General features: G+C 73.5%; 21 protein-coding genes. 5 read left to right on the top strand and 16 right to left on the bottom strand.

Annotated features, from left to right (window positions below):
- The first annotated feature begins 107 nt into the window (after positions 1-107).
- Entirely contained in the window at positions 108-674 is a 567-nt protein-coding gene (locus tag OG946_RS19270; protein WP_326797303.1) for a YbjN domain-containing protein, read from the top strand.
- A 24-nt stretch (positions 675-698) separates the two neighbouring features.
- On the opposite strand, the gene OG946_RS19275 is transcribed toward OG946_RS19270, so the two are convergent.
- The 4 genes from OG946_RS19275 to OG946_RS19290 form a co-directional block, all read right to left on the bottom strand.
- The gene (locus tag OG946_RS19275) at positions 699-1,457 is read right to left on the bottom strand and encodes an alpha/beta hydrolase family protein (protein WP_326797304.1); all 759 of its coding nucleotides are present in this window, start codon (positions 1,455-1,457) and stop codon (positions 699-701) included.
- The gene (gene kynU / locus OG946_RS19280) at positions 1,444-2,772 is read right to left on the bottom strand and encodes a kynureninase (RefSeq protein ID WP_326797305.1); all 1,329 of its coding nucleotides are present in this window, start codon (positions 2,770-2,772) and stop codon (positions 1,444-1,446) included. Before kynU ends, OG946_RS19275 begins: the two co-directional genes overlap by 14 nt.
- Positions 2,765-3,679, bottom strand: coding sequence for a tryptophan 2,3-dioxygenase family protein (locus tag OG946_RS19285; RefSeq protein WP_326797306.1), 915 nt, complete (start codon positions 3,677-3,679; stop codon positions 2,765-2,767). Before OG946_RS19285 ends, kynU begins: the two co-directional genes overlap by 8 nt.
- A 168-nt stretch (positions 3,680-3,847) precedes the next feature.
- Positions 3,848-4,261, bottom strand: coding sequence for a DUF3151 domain-containing protein (locus OG946_RS19290; RefSeq protein ID WP_326797307.1), 414 nt, complete (start codon positions 4,259-4,261; stop codon positions 3,848-3,850).
- Positions 4,262-4,538: 277 nt separating this feature from the next.
- On the opposite strand from OG946_RS19290, the gene OG946_RS19295 reads away from it, so the two are divergent.
- Complete coding sequence (locus tag OG946_RS19295) at positions 4,539-4,946, top strand: hypothetical protein (protein WP_326797308.1); 408 nt, start codon at positions 4,539-4,541, stop codon at positions 4,944-4,946.
- A 356-nt stretch (positions 4,947-5,302) separates the two neighbouring features.
- Here the strand turns inward: OG946_RS19295 and fbaA are convergent, their stop codons facing one another.
- The 7 genes from fbaA to OG946_RS19330 all read right to left on the bottom strand — a co-directional run bounded on the left by fbaA (position 5,303) and on the right by OG946_RS19330 (position 11,890).
- Positions 5,303-6,325 carry a class II fructose-bisphosphate aldolase gene (gene fbaA, locus OG946_RS19300; protein ID WP_027744095.1) on the bottom strand — a complete coding sequence of 341 codons (1,023 nt, stop codon included), beginning with the start codon at positions 6,323-6,325 and terminating at the stop codon, positions 5,303-5,305.
- Between the two features lie 175 nt (positions 6,326-6,500).
- Entirely contained in the window at positions 6,501-7,058 is a 558-nt protein-coding gene (gene pyrE / locus OG946_RS19305) for an orotate phosphoribosyltransferase (protein ID WP_047017035.1), read from the bottom strand.
- Positions 7,059-7,068: 10 nt separating this feature from the next.
- A complete protein-coding gene (locus OG946_RS19310) occupies positions 7,069-7,824 on the bottom strand; it encodes an aldose epimerase family protein (RefSeq protein WP_326800311.1) in 756 nt (251 codons plus the stop codon).
- Positions 7,825-8,007: 183 nt separating this feature from the next.
- Complete coding sequence (locus OG946_RS19315) at positions 8,008-8,940, bottom strand: SRPBCC family protein (protein WP_326797309.1); 933 nt, start codon at positions 8,938-8,940, stop codon at positions 8,008-8,010.
- Positions 8,941-9,106: 166 nt separating this feature from the next.
- The gene (locus OG946_RS19320) at positions 9,107-10,789 is read right to left on the bottom strand and encodes a polyamine aminopropyltransferase (protein WP_442814414.1); all 1,683 of its coding nucleotides are present in this window, start codon (positions 10,787-10,789) and stop codon (positions 9,107-9,109) included.
- 118 nt (positions 10,790-10,907) lie between these two features.
- Positions 10,908-11,426 carry a DUF2617 family protein gene (locus tag OG946_RS19325; protein WP_326797310.1) on the bottom strand — a complete coding sequence of 173 codons (519 nt, stop codon included), beginning with the start codon at positions 11,424-11,426 and terminating at the stop codon, positions 10,908-10,910.
- A gap of 227 nt (positions 11,427-11,653) precedes the next feature.
- Positions 11,654-11,890 carry a hypothetical protein gene (locus OG946_RS19330; RefSeq protein WP_326797311.1) on the bottom strand — a complete coding sequence of 79 codons (237 nt, stop codon included), beginning with the start codon at positions 11,888-11,890 and terminating at the stop codon, positions 11,654-11,656.
- Between the two features lie 100 nt (positions 11,891-11,990).
- Between OG946_RS19330 and OG946_RS19335 the strand changes: the two genes are divergently transcribed.
- On the top strand, positions 11,991-13,181 hold the full coding sequence (locus OG946_RS19335) for a pyridoxal phosphate-dependent aminotransferase (RefSeq protein WP_326797312.1): 1,191 nt from the start codon (positions 11,991-11,993) through the stop codon (positions 13,179-13,181).
- Between the two features lie 72 nt (positions 13,182-13,253).
- Positions 13,254-13,397: a hypothetical protein gene (locus tag OG946_RS19340; RefSeq protein ID WP_326797313.1), complete on the top strand. Its 144-nt coding sequence runs from the start codon at positions 13,254-13,256 to the stop codon at positions 13,395-13,397.
- On the opposite strand, the gene OG946_RS19345 is transcribed toward OG946_RS19340, so the two are convergent.
- From OG946_RS19345 to OG946_RS19355, 3 genes are all read right to left on the bottom strand, one after another.
- Positions 13,398-14,129: a class I SAM-dependent methyltransferase gene (locus OG946_RS19345; RefSeq protein ID WP_326797314.1), complete on the bottom strand. Its 732-nt coding sequence runs from the start codon at positions 14,127-14,129 to the stop codon at positions 13,398-13,400.
- A 239-nt stretch (positions 14,130-14,368) separates the two neighbouring features.
- Complete coding sequence (locus OG946_RS19350; protein ID WP_326797315.1) at positions 14,369-16,078, bottom strand: ABC transporter permease; 1,710 nt, start codon at positions 16,076-16,078, stop codon at positions 14,369-14,371.
- Positions 16,078-17,001 (bottom strand): ABC transporter ATP-binding protein, encoded by a 924-nt coding sequence (locus tag OG946_RS19355; protein ID WP_326797316.1) that lies wholly within the window; start codon positions 16,999-17,001, stop codon positions 16,078-16,080. The genes OG946_RS19350 and OG946_RS19355 overlap by 1 nt, the downstream gene beginning before the upstream one ends.
- Positions 17,002-17,094: 93 nt before the next feature.
- Here OG946_RS19355 and OG946_RS19360 point away from each other — a divergent pair, with 93 nt between their 5' ends.
- Entirely contained in the window at positions 17,095-17,655 is a 561-nt protein-coding gene (locus OG946_RS19360; RefSeq protein WP_326797317.1) for a GbsR/MarR family transcriptional regulator, read from the top strand.
- 9 nt (positions 17,656-17,664) lie between these two features.
- Here the strand turns inward: OG946_RS19360 and OG946_RS19365 are convergent, their stop codons facing one another.
- Together OG946_RS19365 and OG946_RS19370 are read right to left on the bottom strand one after the other, a co-directional pair.
- On the bottom strand, positions 17,665-17,865 hold the full coding sequence (locus tag OG946_RS19365) for a hypothetical protein (RefSeq protein ID WP_101423106.1): 201 nt from the start codon (positions 17,863-17,865) through the stop codon (positions 17,665-17,667).
- Between the two features lie 88 nt (positions 17,866-17,953).
- Positions 17,954-19,057 carry a diacylglycerol kinase family protein gene (locus OG946_RS19370; RefSeq protein ID WP_326797318.1) on the bottom strand — a complete coding sequence of 368 codons (1,104 nt, stop codon included), beginning with the start codon at positions 19,055-19,057 and terminating at the stop codon, positions 17,954-17,956.
- Positions 19,058-19,102 lie beyond the last annotated feature (45 nt).

Here is a 19,102-nt window from a genome sequence, read left to right on the forward strand (position 1 = left end):
ACGCTGCTCCGGCGCAGCGAGTTATCCACAGGGTGTCGCCGCCGGGTTGCGGGCACGGGCCCTCGGTGGGGGAGGATGGGCGCCGAACCGTTCGAAGGGAACCCCACGTGAGCATCGACCCGTCCTCGATTCCGAACTTCGGGGGCCAGAAGCCCGAATCCCGCGGCAGCGGCGGCCCGCAGGGGCCCATCGTGCCCGACCAGGATCTGGTCAAGCAGCTCCTGGACCAGATGGAGCTGAAGTACGTCGTCGACGAGGAGGGGGACCTCGCGGCGCCGTGGGAGCAGTTCCGTACGTACTTCATGTTCCGCGGCGAGGACGAGCAGCAGCTCTACTCGGTGCGGACCTTCTACGACCGGCAGCACTCGCTGGACGACAAGCCGGAGCTGCTGGAGGCCATCGACGACTGGAACCGGCGCACGCTGTGGCCGAAGGTCTACACGCACACGCATGACGACGGCTCCGTCCGGCTCATCGGCGAGGCGCAGATGCTGATCGGCACGGGCGTGGCGCTGGAGCACTTCGTGTCGAGCACCGTGAGCTGGGTGCGGGCGTCGATCGAGTTCGACAAGTGGCTGGTGGAGACGCTGGGGCTGCAGCAGGAGCTGGACGAGGGCGGTGACGGCGAGGACGGTCCTGACGACGCGGGGGGCGAAGGGCCGAAGGAGGGCTGAGGGCGCGGCGGTCCGGCGCGGTGGTCAGGGTTCCGTCAGTGCGGTGCGCAGCGTCTCGTACGCGCGGGTGCCCGGGGTGACGGGTGCGTAGTGGCCGGTGCCGGGCAGTTCCAGCAACCGCCCGCCCACGGCGCGGGCGTAGCGGCGGGACAGCTCCACCGGTACGTCGGCGTCGGCCTCGCCGTGGAGCAGCACGACCGGCGCCGCCGGGGCCGGCATCCGCATCGGGTCCGTCTCGTCGAGCCGCTCCGCCACGCGCTCGGCGCCGCCGAGGAGCCCGGCGACGGCGCCGTCGCTGAGGCCCAGTTCGTGGGCGCGGGCCAGGTCCGCGACCGCGGCGACGCCGACGACGCGGGAGACGGCGGTCGGGCACCGCGAGGCGGCCCAGAGCGCGAGGTGGCCGCCCGCGGAGTGCCCCGCGAGCACCACGGGCCCGGCCCCGGGCAGCGCGGCGAGCGCGGGCGGCAGATCGTCGAACGTGGCGGGGAACCCCCCGCCGCCGTCGCCCTCCGCACCGCCCACGCGGCGGTACTCGATCAGCGCCACGCACCCGTTCAGGTCCTTCGCCAGCGCCGCCGCCAGCGGGGTCAGGTACGTGCGGTCGTAGCGTTCCCGCCAGAAGCCGCCGTGCAGCAGGGCCACGACCGGCCGGGCGGACAGGTCCCCGTAGAGGTCGACGACCTGCGAGGGGTGGTCCCCGTACGCCAGCGTGCGGGTGGGCGGGACCCGCTTCAGGGCGAACAGCGTGCGGGCCTCGTCGTCCAACTCGTCAACGGCGGTCATCCAGCACCTCTCCCAGCACTCCGGCAGCGCGGTATGCGTCCGAGAACGAGGTATACAGCGGCGTCACGCCGAAACGGAGCACATCCGGCGGCCGGAAGTCGCCGACCACCCCGCGCGCGATCAGCTCGCCCATCACCGCCTCCGCGTCCGCGCACCGCAGCGCGACCTGGCTGCCGCGCTCGGCGTGCGGCAGCGGGGTGATCGGCGTGAGTGAAGGACCGCCCGGGAGGGCGGCGACGCACTCCAGGAAGAAGTCCGACAGCGCCAGGCTCTTCTCCCGCACCGCCTCGATCGCCACGCCGTCCCACACCTCAAGGGCCGTCTCCAGCGCCAGCATCGACAGGATGTCCGGCGTCCCGACGCGCCCGCGCACGGAGCCGTCCGCCGGTTGGTAGCCGGCGGACATGGCGAAGGGGTCGGCGTGGGAGTTCCAGCCGGGCAGCGGGGAGTCGAAGCGGGGCTGGAGGTCGCGCCGTACGTAGAGGTACGCGGGCGAACCCGGGCCGCCGTTGAGGAACTTGTACGTGCACCCCACCGCCAGGTCCACCCCGTGCTCGTCGAGCCCGACCGGCAGCGCGCCGGCGCTGTGGCACAGGTCCCACACGGCGAGCGCGCCGACCGCGTGCAGCGCGGCGGTGGTGCCGGGCAGGTCGTGGAGCCGGCCCGTGCGGTAGTCGACGTGGTTGACCAGCGCGAGGGCGGTCCGCGGTCCCGCGGTGGCGGCGATCTCGTGCGGCTCCACGGCCCGTAGCGCGCAGCCGGTCAGCCGGGCGGCGGACTCGGCGACGTAGCCGTCGGTGGGGAACGTCGTCGCGTCGACCAGCACCTCGTCCCGGGCCGCCCCCGCGCCGGACTGCGCGATGCGCACCCCGGCGACGACGGCCTTGAGGACGTTGACGCTGGTGGAGTCGCCGACGACCACCTGCCCCCGCGCGGCGCCCAGCAGCGGCGCGATCCGGTCGCCGATCCGCTCGGGCGCGGTCCACCACCCGGACTCCGTCCACGACCGGATCCGCAGCTCTCCCCACTCCCGCGCCACGACGTCCGCGACGCGGGCCGGGACGGCGGCCGGGAGGGCGCCGAGGGAGTTGCCGTCGAGGTAGACGACCGGCGGACCGGAGGACGCGGCGCCGGACGGCGTCCCGTCGGACCGCACCGCGCCGGGCGGCTCCGCGTCGTCCAGCACGAACTCCGCCCGCTTCGCCCGCAGCGGGTCCGTCAGGTCCAGCTCCGCCGCCCGCTCCGCCAGCGTCGCGAACTCCGCCACCGCCCCGCCGCCGGCCCGGGCCGTCCCGGGCCCGTACGCCTCAGACATGGCTCCGCGCCGTCCACAGCTCGGGGAACACCTGCTTCGCCGCGCGCTTCTCCAGCCACGACACCCCCGCCGAGCCGCCCGTGCCGACCTTCCCGCCCATCGCGCGGCGGGTGGCCACCAGATGGTCGTTGCGCCAGCGCCACACCAGCTCGGCGATGTCCGTCAGCACCTCGCCGAGCTTGATCAGACCGGAGTCCTGCGGGCCCGCGTAGACCGCCGCCCACGCGGCCTCGACCTCGGGGTGCGGCTCGTACCGCCGCGCCGGGTCGCGGTCCAGGACGTCGGCGGAGAGGCGGTGGCCCTTGGCGTCGAGGTAGCGCAGCACCTCGTCGTACAGGCTCGGCTCGCCGAGCTGCTTCTCCAGCTCGTCGTGCACCCGCGGGGCGCCGCGGTGCGGCACGAGCATCGACGCCGACTTCTCGCCGAGCAGGAACTCCATCCGCCGGTACATCGCCGACTGGAAGCCCGAGCCCTCGCCGAGCGCGGCGCGGTAGGAGTTGAACTGCCGCGGCGTGAGCCGCGCCAGCGGCTCCCAGGAGGCGTTCAGCGAGCGCAGCTCGTACGTGCTGCGCCGCAGCGCCGCCAGCGCCACCGGCAGGTCGTCGCGGCGCAGCGCCTCGGCGGCGGTCTCCCACTCGTGCACGATGACGGTGAACCACAGCTCCATGACCTGCGTGGTCACCAGGAAGACCAGCTCGCCGGGGTCGTCGGAGAGCGGGTGCTGCAGATGGGTGAGGACGTCCGCCTGGACGTAGTCCTCGTACGGAGTGGTGCCCCGGAAGTCGAGGTTCGGGGGCTGGTGCCCGTCGGGCTGAGGGCCGTCGGGGTGGTGCCCGCCGGGCTGCTGGGCCGGGGTCTGGTGACCGTCGGTCTCCGCCGGCAGGGGGTCGTGAGCACGGCTGTCCATGAGCTGTCTCCCACACAAGAGCCACCGGGTAGCGGTCCGCCCCTTCCTGCCGGCAGCAGGGCCCCGGTCCCCTCGGGTACGGCCGCATCCGGTGTGCCGTACCCGCTTCGCATCATCCGCGGCACGGCGGCGGGAGGCAAGAGCAGCCGCTCCGGCCGGCCCGGCCTGTCAGGACAGGGTTGCCGCGGCGGTCGGCGAGCTGTCGCGCAGGAACGTGCTGCACCGCTCGTGCTCCTCGGTCTCCCCGATGGCCTGCGCCGCACGGGCGAGCGCCGCGAGGGCGCGCAGGAAGCCGCGGTTCGGCTCGTGCTCCCACGGCACCGGGCCCTGGCCCTTCCAGCCGTTGCGGCGCAGGGCGTCCAGGCCGCGGTGGTAGCCGGTGCGGGCGTACGCGTACGACTCGACGGCGCGGCCGGCCTCGAAGGCTTCGTCCGCGAGCTGCGCCCAGGCCAGCGAGGACGCCGGGAACTTCGCCGCCACCTCGGACGGGGCGGCGCCGCTCGCGAGCAGGTCGCGCGGCCCCGGGTCCTCGGGCAGGTAGGTGGGGGGTGTGCCGCCGAGGAGGTTCTCGTGAATCGCCATGGGCTCCAGCCTGCCACGACCGGGTCAGGGGGTGACCGCCGCGGTCGGCATGGACGACGGTTCCCGGCCGGGTCCTCACCACGGAGAGCCGGCCCTGCCTGGTCGATGCGAGGTGACCGGGTGCTCGCCGGCCGGCCGTCGTCGCACCGAAATTTCGACGACATCTTCGGCGACGCGTGGCGTGTCTTCTCGAAGTAGTGCTGGAAAACGGGTAAAAAGGCTACCAAGTGTGTGATGACTGATATTCACACTCAAAAACACAGAAAGTAGGGACGGAATGCGCAAGCTTCGTCAGGCCGTGGTTGTGGGCGCGATGCTCGGCAGCATCACCATGCTCGGCGCCGGTGTGGCCTCCGCCGACGACACCACGGAGACCGCGGCACCGCAGGGTGTTACCTCGACCGAGGGCACGACGGCGGCGCCTCAGTCGGCGCCCAAGGGCAAGCACCACGACAAGGGCGACAAGATCACCACGGTCGTCGAATGTGAGCAGGCGATCGACAACAGCGTCGACCGGCGCCAGTACGGCCTCGTCAACCTGGGCGACATCACGGTGCCGATCCTGGGTTCGGGCAACGCGGACTCGACCTCGAACCAGAACATCTGCGGCATCGGCAACGACGAGAACTCCAGCGAGAGCGAGGCCGAGACCGAGAACGAGGGCGACCTGCTGGACCTCTTCTGAGGTCGTTGATCCATAGACCTCTTGCTCGGGAAGAGGTCTGATGGAACACGGAACTCGGCGTCGGCAGTGCCCCTGGGCACACGCTGACGCCGAGTTTCTTTCCTGTGTGCTGCCCGCTGATACGCGCTTTCGAAGGCGCGCGGAGCGATGCGCGAGTCCGCCGCCCGTACCCCTTCGGGGCTGCCCAGGAAGCGGGCCGTATCTTCAGGCGCCGGATCCTGGACGCCGTCCGGTCCGGGCTTGCCGACGACGCCGCGGAGGTCACCGCGGCACCCCTCACGCGCCCCTCACCTCACGGACACCCCCGGCCACTGGCCTGGCCCGGGTGGCCCGGCCGGGGCGGTGTCCGTGCGGCGTCACTTCAGCTTCGTACCCGTCGAGCGCAGGTGGTCGCACGCGGTCCGGACGCGCTCGGCCATCGACGCCTCGGCGACCTTGCCCCAGGCACGCGGGTCGTACGCCTTCTTGTTGCCCACTTCGCCGTCGACCTTCAGCACGCCGTCGTAGTTCTGGAACATGTGCGCCGCGACGGGACGGGTGAACGCGTACTGCGTGTCCGTGTCGATGTTCATCTTGACCACGCCGTTCTCCAGGGCCGTGGCGATCTCCTCCTCGGAGGAGCCGGAGCCGCCGTGGAAGACGAAGTCGAACGGGCTCTGCTTGCCGTACTTCGCGCCGACGCCCTCCTGGAGGTCCTTCAGCAGCTCGGGACGGAGCACGACGTTGCCCGGCTTGTAGACCCCGTGCACATTGCCGAAGGAGGCCGCCAGCAGGTAGCGGCCCTGCTCGCCGAGGCCCAGCGCCTCGGCGGTGCGCAGCGCGTCGTCCACCGTCGTGTACAGCTCGTCGTTGATCTCGTGGGTGACGCCGTCCTCCTCACCGCCGGTCGGGGTGATCTCGACCTCCAGGATGATCTTCGCGGCGGCGGCGCGGGGCAGCAGCTCCTGGGCGATGGACAGGTTGTCCGCGAGGGTCTCGGCGGAGCCGTCCCACATGTGCGACTGGAACAGCGGGTTCTCCCCGCGGGCGACGCGCTCCTCGGAGGCGGCGAGCAGCGGGCGCACGTACCCGTCGAGCTTGTCCTTGGGGCAGTGGTCGGTGTGCAGGGCGACATTGACCGGGTACTTCGCGGCGACGATCGCCGCGTACTCCGCGAGGGCGACGGCGCCCGTGACCATGTCCTTGCTGTACTGCCCGCCCAGGAACTCGGCGCCGCCTGTGGAGATCTGGACGATCCCGTCGCTCTCGGCCTCGGCGAAGCCGCGCAGCGCGGCGTGCAAAGTCTGCGACGAGGTGACGTTGATGGCCGGGTAGGCGAACTTGCCTGCCTTCGCCCGGTCCAGCATCTCGTTGTAGACCTCGGGGGTTGCGATGGGCATCTGTCCGCTCCTTGGAGACGTGCGGGTGTGTGCGGGTGTCTGCAGTGCGTGTACGAGTGCGACCGGCTCCGTTGCCGTGGCGCCCCTGGAGTGCCCCCATCCTCCCAGATGTCCGCCCGCGCTTCCCGGCCCTGTGGACAACCCCGCGCCGGTCCGTGGGAGCGCTCCGTTCGGCTCAGCCGAGGCCCAGGTCGGAGAGCCCGTAGGCGTACAGATACGGCACGCCCGCCGTGTCGCGCACGCGCTCGGCCGCGCCCGTGTCGCGGTCCACGATCGTCGCGACGGCGACCACCTCCGCGCCCGCCTCGCGCACCGCCTCCACGGCCGTCAGCGCGGAACCGCCCGTCGTCGAGGTGTCCTCGACGACCAGCACCCGGCGGCCCGCGACGTCCGGGCCCTCGATGCGGCGCTGCATGCCGTGCGTCTTGCTCGCCTTGCGCACGACGAAGGCGTCCAGCGGGCGCGCGCGGTCGCCCGCGGCGGCGGAGGCGTGCAGCATGGCGTCGGCGATGGGGTCGGCGCCGAGGGTGAGGCCGCCGACCGCGTCGTACGCGAAGTCCTTGGCCAGGTCGAGCATGACGCGGCCGACGAGCGGCGCGGCGGAGCCGTCCAGGGTGATGCGGCGCAGGTCCAGGTAGTAGTCGGCCTCGATGCCGGAGGAGAGGGTCACCTTGCCGTGCACGACGGCCTTGTCCTTGATCTGACCCAGCAGGTCGGCGTGTGCGTCGCTCATGGCGGTGAGCCTAACCGAGCGTGCGCCACGCCCAGGTGGTCGATACCTCCAGCGGATCGATGGGGGTGACGAGGCGCGGGTGGGTGTTGAGCCCGTTGGGCGGGCCGGACTGCGGCTCCACGCAGACGGCCGCGGGCTGCTCGTCGTAGACGACGACCCACTCCGCGCGGCTGGTGACGGTCAGCTCCAGCCGGCCGGGCCAGGTGAGCGTCACGTCGACGCCGTCGGGCATGCCGAAGCAGTCGTCCCACGGGCCGGGCTGCGGCTCGATGCGCTTGCCGGTGGGGAGGTGGTCCTCGCCGCGCTGCTCCTGCCAGGCGGCGGCGAAGTCGATGCGTACGCCGGGCTCGTTCCCGTCGCCGGAGAGGTGGCGTACGAACCAGGGGTGCCAGCCGGCCTGCGCGGGGAAGGAGTCGCCGGTGGTCTCCACGGCGAGCGTGAGCGTCACCTTGTCCGGCTCCAGCTCGACCAGTTGGGTCACGCGCCCCGGGTACGGCCAGGGGGCGGCGAGGTCGTACGAGAACGCCGCGGAGGCGTCGTCGGCGCGCACGGTGCGCCAGGCGGTGTCGCGGCCGGTGCCGTGGATGGCGTGCGGCGGGGCGTCGGCGGGGAGCCGGTGCTTGACGCCGCCGTTGCGGAACTCGCCCAGCTCCAGGCGGCCGCAGAAGGGGACCATGGGGAAGCAGCCGTAGCGATCGCCGGCCCGCAGCAACTCGGTCCCGGCCACGCGCAGGCTCGCGACCCGGCAGCCGTTGCGGGGATCCATCGTCAACTCGGCGTCACCGGCGGTGAGACGTGTGGGCACGCCCCGAGCCTAGACGAGGGTCAGGCCACCCGGCCGCGCAGGACCCGGGGACGGCGGGGGCGGACCGCGCGTACGGCAGGAACGCGTGGGACCCGGAGCCGGCGCCCGTGCCCGGCTGTGCCCCTCCGCGCCCGCCGGAGGCGGTCAGTGGCGGCGGCGTAGGGCTCGGCTCAGGATGACCGCCGTGGCCACCGCCAGCGCCGCCGCCGGGGCCAGCCAGCGCAGGCCCGCCGCTTGTACCGGTGCGTCCGCGGCCGGGGTCGGGGCGTACCGGCCCCGCGGCGGGGCGTGGTCGACCTCCTCCGCGCTGCGGCCGATCATCGTGCGCCTGGCGTGCGCGGCCTCCGGCTCTTCCAGCATGCCGTCGCCCGGCTCGTCCGCGTCCTCATCCTCGTCGGCGAGGGCGTCCAGTACGTCGTCGGCCAGCGGGTCGAGCGACGGCGGCGGCACTTCGGCGTCGAAGACCTTGCCCGTGCCGGGCGGCGTCTCGCCGGACTGCTCGGGTGCCGGGATCCCGGGGATGGCCCGCTCGTTGTCGTCGCCGAGCCCGACGTCGGTGCCGTCGCCCGGCTGTACGGCGTCGTCCGGGTGCTCGGGCTCCCCGCCCGGCTCGGGGGACCCCTCCGCGAGCGGCTCCGCCTCCAGGTCCGCGGCCAGGCTCTCCACGAAGCGCTCCAGCAGCCGTACGCCCGCCGCCTCCGCCTGCGCCGCCTCGACCGCCGCCAGCCGCCCGGTGCTCGTCACCGTGCCTGTGCACAGCAGCGTCGTCGTCCCTTCCTCGACCGCCTCCCGCGGCGTGAGGGTCAGCGACGCCGTCACCGACCCGCTGCCGCGCGACTCCTCGCCCTCGGCCTCCACGGCGACGGAGGGGCCGCCCGGCGTCAGCCGCAGCGTGCCGCGGTAGGTGATGCTGGAGCCGGCGACGCGGAGCCGCAGCCGGCCGCGCAGAGTGCCCGGCTCCTCCGCCCCGTCCTCGTCGGGCGTCAGCCCCGGGACGCTGCGGGCGACCCGCTCGGCGTCGGACAGGGCGCGGCGAACGGTTTCTGCGGGCTGCGGTACGTGCACCTCTCGCTCCATGGAGCGGAGCCTACCCACGGGGAACCTGCCCGGCACAGGGTCTGCGGCGGGTGGGGGAACGGGTCACTCCACCGCCCCCGAAGTCCACCGCACCCACCCCGACCAGCGGAAAGGCCACCCGATCCGACGCGGCACCGACCCCGCACGACCGCAACCCGCCCCGTATTCACCGCCGATACCTCGGGTGCAGCAGCGTTGACGGCGCCAGGTCCGCCGCCTCCGGCGGCGCCGCCAGGGGGCCCGCGCCGGGGGGCAGCGTCGGGGCGAGGGGGCGGCGGGCGGCGAGCACGAAGCCCCAGCGGTCGTCGCTGTCGCCCGCCTCGTACGCGCACGGGGCCAGCCCCGCGGCCCGTAGGGTCGCCGCCACCGTCCACAGGCTGTGCGCCGCGTCCCCGGACCCCGGCCCCGCCACCGTCCCGGCCTCGCCCCCGTCCCCGGTCCCGGAACCAGACCCGGCCCCAGACCCAGAACCAGACCCGGCCGCAGACCCAGAACCAGACCCGGCCGCAGACCCCGACTCCGTACCCCGCCCCGCCCACGACGCCGCGTGCACCGCCAGCCGGCCCCCGTCCGCCAGCGCCCGCCCCGCCAGCCCGTAGAACTCCTGCGAATACAGCTTCGTGCTCCCCGTGTTCCGCGGCCCCGGCAGATCCGACACGATCACGTCGTACCGCCCCCGCGGCGCCGACCGCCGCAGCCAGTCGAACGCCTCCGCGTGCACCACCCGCAGCCGCGGATCCCCGTACGCGTGCTCGTTGAGCCTCGTCAGCCGCGGGTCCTCGGCCGCCAGCCGGCTCAGCGCCGGGTCCCGCTCCACGATCGTCACCTCCGCGACGTCCGCGTGCCGCAGCGCCTCGCGGGCCGCGAGGCCGTCGCCGCCGCCGAGGACGAGGACCCGCCGCCGCGAGTCCGGCGCGGTCAGCGCGGGCCGCATCAGCGCCTCGTGGTAGCGCTGCTCGTCCGCGGAGTCGACGCGCAACTGCCCGTCGAGGTAGAGCTCCACCGCCCCGCCCTTGTCCGCCGTGAGGACGATCTCCTGGACGTCGGTCGTCTGCGCCACCCGCACCTCCGAGCCGTAGACCGCGTTTCTGGCCGCACGTTCGAAGGGGGCGGAAAGGAGTGCGGCGAGCGCGAGCAGCGCCAGGACCGTCGCGCTCCCCGCGAACAGCGCCCAGCGCGCGCGCCGGCTCAGGTCGTGCCGGAAGAGATAGAGCACCAGCGCACACCCCGCCGTGGCGTTGACCGCCCCCGTGATGAGCGCGCTGGAGAGCTGCCCGAGCCACGGCAGGAGCACGAACGGGAAGGCCAGGCCGCCGGCCAGCGCCCCCACGTAGTCCGCGGCGAAGAGGTCGGCCACCGCGCCGCCCGGGTCCTGCCGCCGGACCCGCTGGATCAGCGTCATCAGCAGCGGCACCTCAGCGCCGATCAGCACGCCGATCGCCAACGCGTACGCCACGAGCACGAACCGCGGCTGGCCGAACCACGCGAAGCACGCGTGCAGCGCCATCGCCGAGAGCCCGCCGAGCAGCGCGAGCACCGCCTCGACTCCGCCGAAGGCGACGGCCGCGCGGATCCGCAGCCGCTTGGCCAGCAGCGAGCCGACGCCCATCGCGAAGACCATGACGGACAGCACGACGGACGCCTGGGTGACGGAGTCGCCGATCAGGTACGACCCGAGGGCCACCAGCTCCAGCTCGTACACCAACCCGCAGGCCGCGCAGACGAAGACCGTGGCGAGCACGAGAAACCGCCCGGTGGCGGGCCGTACCGGGAGGGCGGGCGGCGGCGCGCCCGGCAGCGCGGGGGCGCGGCCGGGGGCGCGCGTCGTCTGCTCGTACGGTTCGATCACGGAGGAACGATACGTTTGCGCCGGTGCCGTCCCTTGTCACCCACACGTGTGCAATATGCCCTGAACATAGGCGAATTGCCCCCTGTCCACGGCATCGGCGGCGCGCCCGGCGACCGTCCTAGACCGGCTCCGCGACCCGCGCGGCCATCGTCGTACGCGTCGCCACCAGGCGTCCTTCCTGCGGATACGAGTGCCACGTGCGCCAGCCGACGACGTCACCCTGACGGTGCACCAGCAGCGCGGTGAACGCGTGCGGGCTGCCGGGGAACGTGCCGGCGAGCCCGCGCGGGTGGTCGGCGACCAGCGCCAGCAGCTCCTGCGCGCGGGATTCGAAGGCCCCCCGGGTCAGCGTCTCGACCCGGGCGGCGAACTCGTACTCCCACCCGGCGACCTGTTTGGCCACGCCGAGAGGGAGCGGTGTGTTGCTGCCGGGCAGGCAGGCGACGGTCTCGGAACAGGCCGAGTCGCCGTCGCTGAGCAGCACTTGATGTGAGGCGCCGAGCAGTCTGAGCTGTACGTCGGCGGAGCCGAGGCGCAGGTCGAGCACCGCGAGGGCCGGCATGGGGTCCATCCCGAGCCGCCATGCGAGGTCCTGGGCCCGGGTATCCGTGTACGAGGTCTTGAGAGTGGTGAGCATGGGTCGGCTCCGCAGGCAGGTGGAAAGACATCGGGCCGCCGCCACATGGCGGGACCACGGGTGCGGGCGCAGGCCGAGAGGCAGGCGGGCACGCCCCGGGCAGAAGGGGAATGCGCCCGGGAAATACGGAATCATGAAGTGCGGCCCGCCGACAGCGTTTTTACCCTTCTTCACCGGGTTTCCATCGCGCGGGCGCGCAACTGATCAGTTGTTCACTTTTCTGACGACTAGCACCCGCCGCCGCCTCCGTCACCGCCGCCACCCCCGCCGCCACCCCCGCCGCAGTCCCCGCCGCCGCTGTCCCCGCCCCAGTAGCCCGTGTCCGCCCCGCCGCCGCTCCCGCCCGCCAAGCCCCGGCGGCCCGTGCCGGACGGCGCGCCGCGGTAGGTGGTACGCCTGGAGAGGGTGACGGACAGTGCCACGACCAGCCCGATCGCGGCCACGCCGAAAACGATGAATCCCATCGGACCTTCCCATCTCCCCCGCCCCCGCGGAGGTCCGCTGTATCACCGGATGTGCCCCGCGCACGGCCTCCTCAACCCTCCGCCGTGCAAGCATGTCCCCATGGGACGCCCACCGCTGAGCAGCCGTCTGACCCCCTTCGTGACCACGATCTTCGCCGAGATGTCGGCCCTCGCCGTACGCACCGGGGCGATCAATCTGGGCCAGGGCTTCCCCGACACCGACGGCCCCGCGGAAGTCGCCGAGGCGGCCGTACGGGCCATCCGGGAGGGCCGCGGCAACCAGTACCCGCCCGGGCCCGGGATCCCCGAGCTGCGGCACGCCGTCGCGGAGCACCAGCGGCGGTGGTACGGGCTGGAGTGGGACCCCGAGTCGGAGGTCCTCGTCACCGCCGGGGCCACCGAGGCGGTCGCCGCGGCGCTGCTCGCGCTGCTGGAGCCGGGCGACGAGGTGATCGCCCTGGAGCCGTACTACGACTCGTACGCCGCCGGCATCGCCATGGCCGGCGCCCGCCGCGTCCCGGTCACCCTGCGCCCCGACACGGGTGCCGGCGCCGGCGCCCCCGCGTACCGGCTCGACCTCGACGAGCTGCGCGCCGCCGTCACCCCCGCCACCCGCCTCATCCTCCTCAACTCACCCCACAACCCCACCGGCACCGTCCTCGACCGCACCGAACTGGAGGCCGTCGCCGCCCTCGCCCGCGAGCGCGACCTCCTCGTCGTCACCGACGAGGTCTACGAGCACCTCGTCTTCGACGGCGCGCACATCCCGCTCGCCACCCTCCCCGGCATGCGCGAGCGCACGGTGTCCGTCTCGTCGGCCGGCAAGAGCTACTCCTTCACCGGCTGGAAGGTCGGCTGGGTCACCGCCTCCGCGCCGCTGGTCGCCGCCGTGCGCACCGCCAAGCAGTACCTGACGTACGTCAGCGCCGGCCCCTTCCAGTACGCCGTAGCCGAGGCGCTGGCGCTGCCGGACGCCTATCTCACCGGCCTCCGCGCCGACCTGCTGCGCAAGCGCGACCTCCTCGCCGCCGGGCTCACGGAGGCCGGCCTGCGCGTCTTCCGCCCGGCCGGCACGTACTTCATCACCGCCGACATCACCCCCCTCGGCGAGAAGGACGGCGTCGCGTACTGCATGTCGCTGCCCGAGCGCTGCGGGGTCGTCGCGGTGCCGACGCAGGTGTTCTACGACGATCCTGACGCCGGGCGCAGCATCGTGCGGTTCGCCTTCTGCAAGAAGGACGAGGTGCTGACGGAGGCGGTGCGGCGGCTGAAGGAGGGCCGTTCGGCGTAAGCCGGGAGGCCGCGGGGACGGCCCGCCCGGAGCATGGTGGGCAGAGCACGGGTGGGCAGAGGAGGCGCAGCCATGGAGATCGTCGCGTACGGCGTGCAGGCCGACGAGCTGCCGGTGATCGAGCCCGCCTTCGCCGCGACGCTCGCCAACGTACGGGACTGGCTGGCGGGCCGTACGGGCGAGAACTTCCTGCTCCCGCCCGCCGGTTCCGCCTGATCAGACCTTCTCGTACACCGAGACGTGCGACCGGCTCGCCGCGTCGAACGGCCGGCGGTCCCACCCGGCGTAGCGCTCCCGCAGCCGCATCCCGGCGAGCCGCGCCATCAGGTCCAGCTCGCTCGGCCAGCAGTAGCGCAGCCGCAGCGGGCGCAGCGCGGTCCCGTTCGCGTCGAACGTCACGCGCTGGTACGTGACCGCCTGGGCGACCGGGTCGTGGACGAGGAACTCCATCTTCACGCTGTCCTCGGTCAGCGCACGGGTGGCGACGCGCTGGTTGCGGTCGAACTCCTTGAGGTCTTGGACGAAGCACTCGATGACGAAGAGCCCGCCGGGCTCCAGGACCGCGGCGACGTTGCGGAAGCAGTCGACCTGCCGCTCCTGGTCGGGCAGGTTGAAGAGGGTGTTGAAGACCAGGTACGCGGTGTGGAAGGGGCCGTCCACCGGCACGTCGGCCATGTCGCCGATGGTCACCGGGATGTCGGCACCGCCGGGCTTCGCGCGCAGTTGCTCCACCATGGCCGTGGAGCCGTCGACGCCCTCGACGGCGACGCCGCGGGCGGCGAGGGGGAGCGCCACGCGGCCGGTGCCGATGGCGAGTTCGAGGGTGCGGGCGCCGGGCGGGACGAGGCCGGCGAGGAAGTCGACGGTGGGGGTGGGCTCGTAGGGGTCGGCGTGGTCGTATTCGTGGGCGTAGCGGTCGAAGAACGCGGGATCGTGGAAGACGGTCACGGGGCGGGAGTCAAGCAGCGCGGGCGGGGGCGGGGCGAGCGAATTAACGCGGGGGCGCGGGCCGTACGGACCGGGGCGCGGGGGTCGTACGGGCGCCGGCCTGCGGGGCGTACGGGGCGCGGGCTGCCGGTCGTACGCGCGTGGGCCTGCGGTCGTACGCGGGCGCGCCTGCGGGCCGTACGGCGCACGCGTCGGGGGCGGGCGCCCCGCCTTACGGCCGGACGCCCGCCCCCGTACCGCTACTTCGTCTCCAGATCCCGCCGCCGGAAGCCCAGCAGGCCCAGCCACACCAGCCCCCCGGCGATCGCCGTGAGCACCAGCAGCGGCGGCCAGGACATGTCCTGCGCCGGGAGCTGCGGGATGTGCCCGAAGGGGGACAGGTCGCCCAGGACGTCCGGGAACTTGAGGATCTCGCCGAGGTAGTCGACGACGAAGCCGTACACCGGGACCACCCAGGCGACCGCCACGGCCCGTGGGAACCAGCCGAAGAGGGCGACCGCCAGGCCGATCGTGACCCACAGGGCCGGGGCGAAGGCCAGGGCCGCGCCGACGAGCTTGAGGAAGAGCCCGCCGTCGCCGGTGGAGGCCGCGCCCGAGGCGCCGAAGCCGATGCCGGCGAGCAGGATCAGCGCCGTGCCGCCGGCCGCGCCGACGAACGTGTGGCTGAGCACCCACCGGTCGCGCGACAGCGCGGTGGCGAGGAGCGGCTCGGCGCGGCCCGCGGACTCCTCCGCGCGCGGGCGCAGGGCGGCCATCACGACGTAGATCGAGCAGACGACCGCGATGACGATCATCACCACCGAGGCGAACGACTCCGCCACGTTGGCGCCGCCGACCTCGGCGAGCTGCTCCTCCAGCTCGTCGACGCCCTCGATCATCTCCTCGGCGTCGCCGAGGATCGACCCGTACATCACGCCGAGCAGCAGCGCACCCGCGCCGAAGCCGGCGAGCAGGCCGCGGTGCAGCCGGAGCGCGAAGCCGAGCGGGGTGGTGAGCCCTTCCGAGCCGACGGGGCTGCCCAGGCGGGAGGCCCGCAGGCCCGCGCCGACGTCGCGGCGGGTGCTGAGGTAGAAGCCGGCGGCCGCGCAGACCACGGCCGCGGCGAGCACCAGTAGCAGCGGCCACCAGCGGTTGTCGACGAAGACGTAGGTGCGCTGGACCCAGCCGATCGGCGAGAGCCACGACACCCAGTCGTTGCCGACGTCGCCGGCGGCGCGCAGCGCGTACGCGGCGCCGATGACGGCCATCGCCATGCCGGACGCCCCGCGCGCGTACGCGGTGACCTGCACGGTGATCGCGGCGACGGCGGCGAAGAAGATGCCGACCGCCGTGTGCGCGAGGCCGTAGAGCAGCGCGCCCTGGCCGTCGACGCCGTCGACGCCCATGCCGGACATGCCGGCGGCCAGCAGCAGCCCGAGCGCCACGTTCGCGACGACGGCGACGCCGAGCGCGGCGGCGAGGTAGGAGTGCCGGCCGACGACGCCGGAGCGCACCAGCTCGGCGCGGTTGGTCTCCTCCTCGGTCCTGGTGTGCCGGGAGATGATGAGCACGCTCATGATGCCGACGAGCACGGCCGTGAAGCCGAGCATCTGGTGGCCGGTCATCGAGCCGATGTTGTAGTCGTCGAGGTAGTGCCGCGGGCCGGTCATGGCCAGGCCGGCGGGGCTGTCCATGGTCTCGGCGATGTCGGCGCGCTTCTTGGCCGTGTCGTACGACGTGTCGAAGCTGCTGACGCTGGAGGCGGTGCCGAGGAACAGCGCGAGCACCCACACGGGCAGCCGTACGCGGTCACGGCGCAGGGCGAACCGGAAGAGCGTCCCGGTGCCGGCGAGCGTACCGCCGCCGTCGGCGGCGCGCGGGGGCGCGAGCGGCCGGGTCTTCGTGCCGCCCGGCGCGCCGGGGGCGCCCATGCCCTCGGTGTCGTTGGTGGCGGAGGGGGTGGCAGACATCAGGCCGCTCCCGCCTCCGAGTGGTGGCCGTTGTGCTCCAGCTCGTCGCCGTAGTGGCGGAGCATCAGCTCCTCCAGGGTGGGGGGATGGCTCACCAGGCTGCGGATGCCGAACTCGCCGAGCCGCCGTACGGCGGCGTCGAGGTGCTCGCCGTCGACGGCGAAGTGCACCCGGCTGTCGTCGGTGCGGAGCTGGTGGATGCCGGGAAGTTGGTCGATGCCGGTGGCGGGCCGCTCGGTCTCGGCCTCGATGGTCGTACGGGTCAGGTGGCGCATCTCGCTGAGCGTGCCGGACTGCACGATCTTCCCCAGCCGGATGATGCTCACCTTGTCGGCCAGCTTCTCCACCTGCGCGAGGATGTGGCTGGACAGCAGGACGGTCTTGCCTTCGGCCTTCGCCTGGGTGATGACGTCCTGGAAGATGACCTCCATGAGCGGGTCGAGGCCCGCGGTGGGCTCGTCGAGCAGGAGCAGCTCGGCGTCGGAGGCGAGGGCGGCGACGATGGCCACCTTCTGCCGGTTCCCCTTGGAGTAGCTCCGGCCCTTCTTGGTCGGGTCGAGGTCGAAGCGCTCGATGAGGTCGTCGCGACGCTGCTTGTCGATGCCGCCGCGGAGGCGCGCGAGCAGGTCGATGGCCTCACCGCCGGTGAGGTTGGGCCACAGCTCGACGTCCCCCGGCACGTAGGCCAGTCGGCGGTGGAGCGTGACGGCGTCGGCCCACGGGTCGCCGCCGAGCACCTGGGCGGTGCCCGTGTCGGCGCGCAGCAGGCCGAGCAGCACGCGGATGGTGGTGGACTTGCCGGCGCCGTTGGGGCCGAGGAAGCCGTGCACCTCGCCCGTCTCCACGTCGAGGTCGAGGCCGTCGAGCGCACGGGTCCGGCCGAACGTCTTGGTCAGGCCGGAGACGGTGATTGCCTTGGTCATAGCATGTAAGCTACACGAACATTCACAAATTTGTGAAGTTAAGGAAGCGTTAGGGTCGACCCTGACGGGGCTTGACGGGGAGAACGCAGAAAAGTGGCAGATCAGCAGCGTGACGAGCGCGGTGGGCGCGAAGAGCGCGGCGACGGCGCGGAGCGCAGAGAAGGCGCGGTCCGCGACAAGGAGGCCGTGGCGAGATACGTGGAACGGGTGGCCGGCGAGCTGACCGAGATGGGCATGCAGCGCATGGCCTCCCGGGTCTTCGCGTGCCTCCTGGCGGACGACGCGGGCGCCCTCACCGCCGCGGAGGTGAGCGAGCGGCTGCACGTGAGCCCGGCGGCGGTCTCGGGCGCGGTGCGCTATCTCGGGCTGGTCGGCTTCATCAGCCGGGAACGCGAGCCGGGCTCGCGGCGCGAGCGGTACCGGATCGAGAGCGACCGCTGGTACCAGATCTTCGCCCAGCGGGAGCAGATCATCAGGCGCTTCGAGCACACCCTGGACTCGGGCGTCGGCATCCTCGGCCCGGACACCCCGGCGGGCCGGCGGATCGAGGAGACGACGGAGTTCTTCGCGTTCCTGCGGGAGGAGAACGGCCGCCTGGAACAGCGCTGGTGGGACTACGTCAAACGGCGCCAGGAGGCGACGGCGGCGGAGTGAACGGGCCTCTCAGTCGTCCGCGGCGCAGCGCTCCAGAGAAACCCCGGTAGCGGCACCGGCATCCTCCCCCACGGCCAGCCACTCCCCGAAGGCGGCGCCACCCCCGAACAGCGTCGCGGCGACCACGAGCCCGGTGACCACCTCGACCCGCCGCCCCCGTGCACCGCGATACCGAACGGGCACCCCCGGCGGCGGATCGAACTCACTCATACCCCGACCCTGCCCCGCCCCGCATCCCCCCGCCTCTCCAACGCAGCAACCGGGTCCCCGGGGCCGGAGTGTGCTCAGCGGCGAACCGTCACGGCATCGGGGCCGTGATGAGGCGCCAGGCGTTGGGGTGGGCGGTCCAGGTGCGTTGGCTTACCGGGGGGCTGAGGAGGGCGTCGGCGCGGTAGCGGAAGTCGCTGCCCCAGACTCGTACGCTACGGGCCTCCGCGTGCAGCGGGTCGCCGGGGCCGCGGGGGCGGATCACCACCTGGGCCAGGCCGCTCGTCGGGTCCGTGACCACCCGTACCTGCGTCGACGGGCCGTCCAGGTCCGCCAGCAGCACGCCGTCCGCCTCCACGCGGAGGCGGAAGTCCGCGTCCGGAGGCGTCGTCTCCGCCGGGCCGCCGCCGGTCGCGTCTGCCGTGTCCTCCGGCGTCGGCGGCCAGCCCTCCGCCCCGCCCGACTCCCAGCCGCCCGTCGCGTCCTCCGCGCCCCACTCCGTCACCACCGGCGGCGTACCCGGCTCGCGGCCCGTTCCGTTCCGCTGGCCCACCGCACGGGCCGCCAGCGCCCGCAGGCCCGCCGCCGGGGTCCACCGGCGGCCCACCGCGCTCGCTCCCGAGCCCATCCGCTGCGTCAGGCCCGCGAGGCCGCCGGGCGCAGTGGCGGCCGGAGCAGTGGCCGGCGTACCGGCCTGTGCGGTTGCGCCTTCCGGCGTCCTGGCAGCCTCCGGCCGCCCCGCCTCCCGGCCCGCCCCCGCCGCCGGCAGGCGCAGCGCGTCCAGCACCACCCCGCCACCGTCGTCCACCAGCAGCCCCAGCCGGCGCTCCTCGCCGTCCAGCACCGTCCGGGCCGCGGCCACCGTGCCCGTGGGGACGCCCAGCGTCGCCGCCAGCGTTCTCGCCGTGCCCACAGGGACCAGCGCCAGCGGCGCGTCCGCCAGCGTCTCCTGGCGGCGCAGCTCGCTCACCACCCGCAGGAACGCCCGGTCGTCACCGATGACCACCGGCCGGCGGGCGCCCCGGCGGGCCAGGGCGCGCGCCAGTTCCGGCGCGGTCTCCGGCAGGCAGATCTTCGTGGCCGCCGCCGCGGAGAGCACGTCCCTCGCGATCCGTACGGCTTCCCCGTCCGCCCGCCGTGCAGCGGGGTCGATGAGCACGAGCAGTGAGCGCCCGGTGGGGTCTGGAGCCGACACCACGGTCCTTCCTCAGGTAATCTCTCGGTGCAAGAGCCCCTGTCG

It is taken from the genome of Streptomyces sp. NBC_01808 (genome assembly GCF_035917395.1).
Taxonomy (GTDB): domain Bacteria; phylum Actinomycetota; class Actinomycetes; order Streptomycetales; family Streptomycetaceae; genus Streptomyces.